Here is a 7622-nt window from a genome sequence, read left to right as displayed (position 1 = left end):
GGCACGGTGATGACCGCGGTCGCCGCGGGCGTGCCGCAGATCCTGATCCCGCAGACCACGGACCGGCTGCTGAACGCCCGGCAGCTCGCCGGCACGGGAAGCGCCCGGTACCTGCTGCCCGAGGACCACACCCCCACCGCGCTCCAGGACCTCCTGACCCAGATCCTCACCGACCCCCACCACACCACCCACGCCCGGCAACTGAAGAAAGAACACGACACCCTGCCGGCCCCCGCTTCCATCGTCTCCGCACTCGAGGAGTTCTCACATGCCCGCGAAACCCCGTCTGCCCGTGCGTAAGCTGCTGAGAGAGTCGTGGCACACCCTTCAGATGGGGCTGCTTTTCCTCGGCACCATGTACTACGCACCGATTGGTCTCGTGCTGGGGTCCAGGGAGGCGTCCGAAACGAAGGTTCTCGACGGACCGCCCCCCGGCCACCCCGAGCGGCTGGTCCTGATGTCGGAGCTCTCCCCGGCCGAGCGGGAACTGTGGCACCGAATCTGGTCCGTCGGCTGACCGCGATCAGCGTTTTCCGGGCCGCGAAGAGCCGGTCCGCGGGCTGCGGGGGCAGGAACTGGTCGGGGTGGCGAGTGCGGGCAGGCTGATCGCCAGCCTGTGTCGACGTCGGCAGCCCGCTGGAGGTGCGCTGGATCGAGCTGTCCCGGAAACCCGCTCAAGCTCATCCTGAGCTGGGAAACGAGGCACCCTCTTCCAGACGGACACGTCAGGGCCACAGCCGAGCACGACGACAGCCGATTCGGACCTGCCCGGGCTGCCGTTGTGCTGCTGATCTCGGGTCCGCCTGGTACGTGTCAGCGCTCATGCGCACGGAGTGTACGTTTCAGCCGGAGAATCGGGACAGGGAATCCAGCCTGCATGTCCCGACGCCCGCGCCTCAGGTGAGATGGCGGTGGGACGCCGTGCTTGGCTCGGCGCAGCGTGCCCGCTGAGCAGGACGCCTCCCTGCGGAATGTCAGCGGGCCCTTTTCCGAGGAGGACCCGCTGGCACTCGGCCGGCCTGGAAGCGGAAGCCGCGTCAGGGCTCGCATGTCTGGGCGGGTACGTGGGCAGAGCGACGTCCCAGGGCGGCGTCTTCGGGGATGTGAGGACGGCCGCCCGCCAGGACAAAGCGCACGGCCCGCAACGCATCCAGGCTGGTCAGGGGGTCGCCATCGACGACCAGAATGTCGGCGCGGTAGCCCTCAGCAAGGCGGCCTGTCTGGCCGTCCAGTCCCAGCGCAGATGCGGCCTTGGCCGTGGCCATGTCGATGATGCCGTCCCTGGGAACCCCCAAGTGCTCGAAGAACTCCAAGCTGGAGACCAGTGCGCCGAAAGCAGCTCGAGGGACCCCGGCATCCGTCCCCGCCACTAGGTTCACCCCCCGTTCTGCCATCCGGCGCATCGGGGCGAACAGTTCGGCGGCCTTTTCGGCGCCGACCCGGTCGGCGAACGCGCGCCAGTTCGGATGGTTGGCCGGACAGACGGTGATCCCCTTGGCGATGATCTCCGCCAGGAGGTCCTCGCGCAGGTCGGAGGTGCCGTCTTCGGTCATCCAGCTGCAATGCTCGATCGTGTCGACCCCTGCGGTGATCGCAGCGGCAATGCCTTGCACGCCGTGCGCGTGGGCGGCCACCAGCAGACCGAACCGGTGCGCCTCCACCACTGCGGCGGCGAGCTCTTCGGCGGTGAACTGGGGCTGCCAAATCGCCGGGCCCCCGCGGGTCAGACCTCCCCCGGTGGCCATCACCTTGATGACGTCCGCGCCCTCCTCGGCGTTGCGACGCACCTTCTCCCGTATCTCGGCTTCCCCCTCGACTTCACCCCCCAGGAACCAGCAGTGCCCATTGCGGGCAGTGAGCGGCGAGGTGGCGGCCAGGATCCGCGGTCCGGCCACTACGCCCTCGCCGATCGCGTTTCGTAGCCGGACGGCCAGGCCATCACGGTCACCCAGGTCACGGGCGGTGGTGATGCCGGCGTCGAGTAACTGCCGTGCCCGGCCAGCCATGCCCAGGAGCAGTGTCGCGTCGTCGCTCTCGCTCACGGTGGCGACCGGGTCCGGTCCTGCGTCGAAGGCCAGATGGACGTGGCAATCGATCAGCCCCGGGAGCACGGTGGCACCGGGAAAGTCCACCGTGCGGCAGTCCGGTTCGGCGCGTGCCAGCACGTCGTCGCGCGCCCCAGCGGCAACAATGCTGTCCCCTGCGATGAGGACGGCGCCGTCGCGGACCTGCGCGCTGCCTGGACCGATCAGCAGCCGCCCTGCAGTGATCAGTAACTGACTCATGCTTTCTCGCTTTCTCCGGCTGCTTGTTTTGCCCCAGCCAAAATGCGTTGTTTCACCGCGTCCGACAGGGCCACGAGCTGTCGCACGTCGTCTTCCAGGCTTTGTGTGCGCGGCATCGCGACGGCGACGGCCTGGGCTGGAGCCACCGGTACCGCTCCGCGTTGCTCGTTGCGCAGCGCGGAGTACAGCCGAGCAGCCAGGTCATCGACCGACTCCGCCTCGTCCTGGGCGGCGCTGTCCGCTGCGAGAGCCAGGTCCAGGTGAGGACTGATCCGCACCAGGCCGTCACGGCATTCGATGACTCTGCGGTAGTAGCGCCGGTGCACGCCGAGCGGGAGCAGGTGGTCGCGCCACGGTGTGGTCGCCATTCGGTACAGGGCGTGCTCGGGATATGCCTCGTTGAGTACCCGCCACAGCGGGCCCAGTCGGCGATACATCTGGCGGTGCTGGCGGCGTACTCGCATGGCCGCGATCCGGGTGGCGACTCCCGGGTAGCTGACCCCGATGAGGAACAGCGGGACCGCGAGGGCGATGATCACGCTCGAGGCCCGTGTGACAGCCGGTGGCACGTTGCCCCCTTGCCATCGGACCAGGGTCAGTACGGCGCGCATCGTGCAGGACGCGGCCATGGCACCGATACCCACGGCTGCCAGCCAGAGGCCGGTTGCCAGCGGTCGCTGTGATGCACGGGCGTAGGCACACGTCCACCGCAGAGCCATGGTCAGGGCGTAGACGAGATAGACGTCCGCGATGAGGTAGAAGCTCACCAGAGCCGGATCGTGCAGGTCGGATCCCCGGAAGTTGGCGCCGTGGTCGTGAACGCCTGCCGCGACGGTGGCGGTGATCAGGCCGATGGCGGCGAGAGCCAGTGGGAGTGCTTGCCGGCGGGCGCGTCTGTTGCCCTCGGTCGCATCAGTGGCGGCCGAGTACAAGTAGAAGCACATCAGCCAATACACCATGCCGAGTACGAACAGGTTTTGCACCAGTCGAGGGGTCCCTGGGCCGCCCACAGAAACCATCCAGCCGGCGAAGGGCTTGGTCAGCACGAAGGAGCAGGCGGCACTGGCCAGGCACAGCGTGACCGCGCGCAGAGCCGCGTCACGGGGGGCTTTGGCCAGCTGAGTTAACTTCCACCCCAGCGCCGCTGCGAACGCCAGGCTCATGCCCCACTTGATGAGGAAGACGATCACAGCCATCCCTGCCTGTCGCCCAGCGCCGTCTGAACTCGCTGTACTGACGCGTTCGTTGACCGCGGGGGGGCGACCCGGTTCAGTACCGAGGCCCACTCCAGGATGATGGTGGCGACCAGCTCCGCCTCTTGCTCGTGTTTCTGGTCGTACGAGGTACGCCGCAGTGCCCGGCGGATCGCTTCGGGCGCGATGTCGGGCATCATCAGGCCCCACAGCTCCTCGTCGCCATGGTCGCTGTCGTGGTCGGCCAGGATATGGCCCACTTCATGCAAGATGATGTGGTCCTGATGGGACTTCGTCGTCTCGCGCTGGTAGACGATGAAGTCGCTGGTTCCCGTGGCAATCCAGACCCCGAAGGGGCCAGGCACGGGCAAGGAGTAGGGCACCAGACGAATCGGCCGGCGGCGGCGCTCGCCCAATGCGCGGCACAGGGCTTCCACCTGCAGAGGCGGTTGGATGTCCAGGGCTTGGAGCTCCTGTTTGCAGCGGCGACGAAGCTGTCGCTCTTTCAACCGTTCCCCCTAGATCAAGATTGAACTTCTTTCCTGCGACGGCGGCTCATGCCTTAGGGGGCGTCCTTCCTGGTTGACCACCACAGACCGGATCGCGTCAGGCTTGGTCGGGGCGTGACACGATTCGTTCAGAAACCGCCTAGAAGGTGAACATTAGGCGAAGGAGTGACGAGGGTCGGCACAGACCCCTGCCGGACGGGTTCACGAACAGCAGGCCTGGCGCGGCCACCGATGCACGAGTACGACCCAGATTGAGACAGCGGGCGAATCTCTCTGTGCTCGCAGCCTGCCATGCGCGGACGCGACTGTCAGGTGTCGCCGTTGTGCGAGGCCGGCTCTTCTGCCAGCCCTTCCAGTCTCCGCAGATGGCTCACGACTCCGGCCAGGGTCTGCCGACTCGAATCGGAAAGGCCATGTGCCCGAAGTGCGATGTTACGCACATCGCTCTCCTTCAGCGCCTGCAGCAGCGCGAGTTGCTCGTCGATGCGCTGCGCCTGCTGGTTGTCGAGGAAGTAGGCAGGGCTGACTCCGAAGTAGCGGGCCAGAGCCTCGAGATGCTTCTTGGTCGGGTTTGTCTTCCTGCCGGTACGCAGCTGCCAGATGTAGGCGCCACTGATCGCCCGTTCGCCCGCTGCGATGTTGATGGCAGCAGCGACGTCCTCGTGCGACGGCGCCTTCTGGTCCTTCGGTGTCGCAATTTCGAACAGGTGATTGAGTTTCTGTGCGAGTGTGCGGTGCGCCTCGTCACCGGCACCATGCTCGGCCTCTCCGTTCATCCCCCGACTCCTCGCTAGTTCATGGACGTCCGGGCCCAGAGTGTACTGATCGGCCCTCAACTACTGGCTCAGTGGGCCACGTTTGTTGGTCCTGAAGTGGATCTCGTGTCTAGTATCAACCACAGTCATGAACTGATGTTAATGGGGGAGTAATGGCAGGACGCGTCCAACCCACGGGACACCAACCGAAAATGGCACCGCCCACACCCTGCACACCGCGCCTGACCAGCGAGGCACAGCAGGCCCCTCCCCTGCCGCCGCGGACCGGACGCGGCACGAACCCCCTGCAGCCAGTAGGTGCAGCGCGGTGAGCGCACACGCACCGGACGACCCGACAGCCCTCGACCACACGCTGGAGGTCTCCCTCGGCCGTCGCGCCCCCTTCACCCAGGTCGGCGACTGGGTCCTGCTCTCAGGGGCAGACTCCGACGCCCGAACCCTCTACTGGGCACTGTCCGCCCACCTCAACACCTCGCGCGACGACAACGAGGTCTGGCCGGGCCTGCTCACACTCGCCCGCATCCTGGGACTGAAGAAGCCCGAAAACGTCTCCAAGTACATGTTGCAGCTGGAAGTGATCGGAGCCATCGAGGTCATCCGCTCCACCACGGGGCTGGTACGCCGCAACCGTTACATCGTGCACCAAACCCCACCCGCCGACTACTGCGGACCCCGTTCCATGGCCGACTGGTACGCCCTCCACCGAGCTGCACCCGATGAGACCCCCGAAGGACACGACGCCCGCGAAGAGGCCTTCGACTCATGGCTCATGGCCACCCGCCAGACACTCAAGGAACGCTGCCAGCAGACCGCCCAGGCACGGGCGCAGGCACGCAAGAGCCGCACGCCCCTGCCGCCGGCTATACCCTTCTTCGGCGTGAACTTCCGTACCCCTTTGGCAGGGGGTACGGCGCGAGCTGGCAGTTCCGTCAAATCGGCAGGCCAGACCGTACCCCTTGTTGTGGGGGTACGTACCCCCACAACAAGGCGATTCGCACCCCCACGGCGAGGGGTTGAAGTAGACCAAGAAGAACAACACCAAGAACCCGCGCCTGCGGCGCGAAGCGTCGCTTCCGGCCGAAGGCCTCATACAGCAAGTAGTAGGAACGCCCGTGCCGCCGACACTCACAACGGACGATGTGAACTGCCGACACCACAGCAGGGACGCCCACCCCGTATCGGTGCCCGTCAGCGCATGACCCAAGCGCAAACCCAGATCGTCGAGGCCGTCGAGGCCGGCCTTCCACAGGAACTGCGCGCCTTGCTGCCTCCCTTCCGCCCCACGACGCTGCAGGACGCCATCCTGTGCGAACACCAGCACCGCACTACCGAAGAGCTGATCGCACGAGCCAACCGCCGCTGGTACACCTGGGGCTTCGCCGCAATCGCCGACACCTCAACCGGCGGAGCAGGACTAGCCCACCCTGTCGGCGTGGCGGTGCGACTCATAGCCTCCCACCGATGTCCCATCAGCAAGTGCGGCCGCGAATGCCCTGACCCACGCTGTGAAGACGGGGTCATCATCGACACCAATCAGTCATGCCCCCGTTGCGTTGAACACCGGCGCGATCACCGCAACGGAAACGCTCCCCGACCCGGTGCTGCCATTTCCGAGAGCAAGCGGCAACGACGCCCTGAATGCGACGACTGCGGCAGGCCCATGGTTGGTCCAGCACACCCCGATGCCACCTGCCGCGACTGCAGACAGGCCAAGGGAGGTGCACTAGGCAGTATCCGACGAGCCATGTGACTGAACACTCTGTATACGTGCCTGGCTGCGACCCGCGCACTGAGCCGCCGCCAGCCCTGGCCACCGTCAGAGACACCGGACGAGTCAGGATGTACCTCGAAAACTGCCACGCGGACTACCCAGGCCCCTGCCCCTGCCCCCGATACCACTGAGCCTTTCCCGACTCCCCTGAGCCTTCGATGCGGCAGGTCACCCCGCCACCTCGCTGTGTGTGCTCGGCCCCTCTCCCGGGGAAGGCACGGGAGGGAGCCGCAGCGTGTACGGGATGCGTGCGTACGCTTCAAGGCGCACGGTTTCCCCTCACCCGCAGGGGTAGCCCGTTGTTCCCGATAGGACGCTCGGTCGCCTACCGCGGCACGGGCGCGGCCGCCGACGCTCCCCAGAGCGGCGTCGCAGCACGCTATTTCCGCCCCTTCATGAAATCCGCCACGACGGCGGTGGTGAAGCCCGTGGCCGGGCCGTCGGTCCAGGTGGTCGCCGTCGCGACTGGCGCTGAGATGGGAGCAGTGTAGGCCCGAGCTGTCCCGTTCCCATCCGGTGTCGTGATCACAACGCTTCCGCAGCCAGGTTCTCCATTTCGATGAAAAAGCGGTGGCAGCGGGTGAACTGGCACTGGGTCGACAGCACCGCTCCGCTGCACCGCCTCTGATCGCGTAACGGCCGGGTTTCAACACCTGGTGGAGACGTCGAAGAGCACGGTGGTTCACAAGCTCGGCAGTGGCGGTTGCTCTGCCCACCCCTTCAGCACACCGGCGGCAGCACGCGTACCCAGGGGTGACCTGCTCCCGACCGGCCAGCCACACGCGGAGGCATCGGGAATCAGGTCACCAGCGAGAAGGCCGGGCCGGCGATCGCCCTGGGTCCGAGACAGCCGCGGGGAGCGGTTCAATCCGTCCGTGATCGACGTCCAGCCGCATCCGCCCTACATGCGCGTCTGCTCGGCTGCCCCGGCAGAACAGGCGCGGGCCCCGCGTGATGGCGCTCTTTGAATCTCCCCACGAGGTGCTCGAGACTGCCTAGGTGTGCTGTCCGGAGAGGTTGGTGACGCGGCTGGCTGGTGGTTGGCCGCTGATGCCGGTGTGGGGTCGGTGGTAGTTGTACCAGTCCAG

The 7622-nt window shown here is 66.6% G+C and carries 7 protein-coding genes; 3 read left to right on the top strand and 4 right to left on the bottom strand.

What is annotated here, in order from left to right; translation table 11 throughout:
• Together ACZ7N4_RS38900 and ACZ7N4_RS38895 are read left to right on the top strand one after the other, a co-directional pair.
• Nucleotides 1–300: glycosyltransferase (locus ACZ7N4_RS38900; RefSeq protein WP_471368715.1), on the top strand; the 300-nt coding region annotated here is incomplete at its 5' end.
• Between the two features lie 31 nt (nucleotides 301–331).
• Nucleotides 332–517, top strand: a complete 186-nt coding sequence (locus ACZ7N4_RS38895; RefSeq protein WP_471368712.1) for a DUF6059 family protein — start codon at nucleotides 332–334, stop codon at nucleotides 515–517.
• 520 nt (nucleotides 518–1037) lie between these two features.
• Here ACZ7N4_RS38895 and ACZ7N4_RS38890 read toward each other — a convergent pair.
• The 4 genes from ACZ7N4_RS38890 to ACZ7N4_RS38875 form a co-directional block, all read right to left on the bottom strand.
• The gene (locus ACZ7N4_RS38890; protein ID WP_471368709.1) at nucleotides 1038–2285 is read right to left on the bottom strand and encodes a metal-dependent hydrolase family protein; all 1248 of its coding nucleotides are present in this window, start codon (nucleotides 2283–2285) and stop codon (nucleotides 1038–1040) included.
• A complete protein-coding gene (locus ACZ7N4_RS38885) occupies nucleotides 2282–3475 on the bottom strand; it encodes an MAB_1171c family putative transporter (protein WP_471368706.1) in 1194 nt (397 codons plus the stop codon). The genes ACZ7N4_RS38890 and ACZ7N4_RS38885 overlap by 4 nt, the downstream gene beginning before the upstream one ends.
• Nucleotides 3472–3987: a hypothetical protein gene (locus ACZ7N4_RS38880; RefSeq protein WP_471368703.1), complete on the bottom strand. Its 516-nt coding sequence runs from the start codon at nucleotides 3985–3987 to the stop codon at nucleotides 3472–3474. The genes ACZ7N4_RS38885 and ACZ7N4_RS38880 overlap by 4 nt, the downstream gene beginning before the upstream one ends.
• Before the next feature lie 308 nt (nucleotides 3988–4295).
• Nucleotides 4296–4763: a helix-turn-helix domain-containing protein gene (locus ACZ7N4_RS38875; protein WP_471368700.1), complete on the bottom strand. Its 468-nt coding sequence runs from the start codon at nucleotides 4761–4763 to the stop codon at nucleotides 4296–4298.
• Between the two features lie 307 nt (nucleotides 4764–5070).
• On the opposite strand from ACZ7N4_RS38875, the gene ACZ7N4_RS38870 reads away from it, so the two are divergent.
• The gene (locus ACZ7N4_RS38870) at nucleotides 5071–6513 is read left to right on the top strand and encodes a hypothetical protein (RefSeq protein ID WP_471368697.1); all 1443 of its coding nucleotides are present in this window, start codon (nucleotides 5071–5073) and stop codon (nucleotides 6511–6513) included.
• Nucleotides 6514–7622 lie beyond the last annotated feature (1109 nt).

The organism is Streptomyces sp. NPDC107654, from assembly GCF_055639035.1.
Note: the sequence above shows the minus strand (reverse complement) of the source record. Positions and strands in the feature narration are given on the sequence as shown.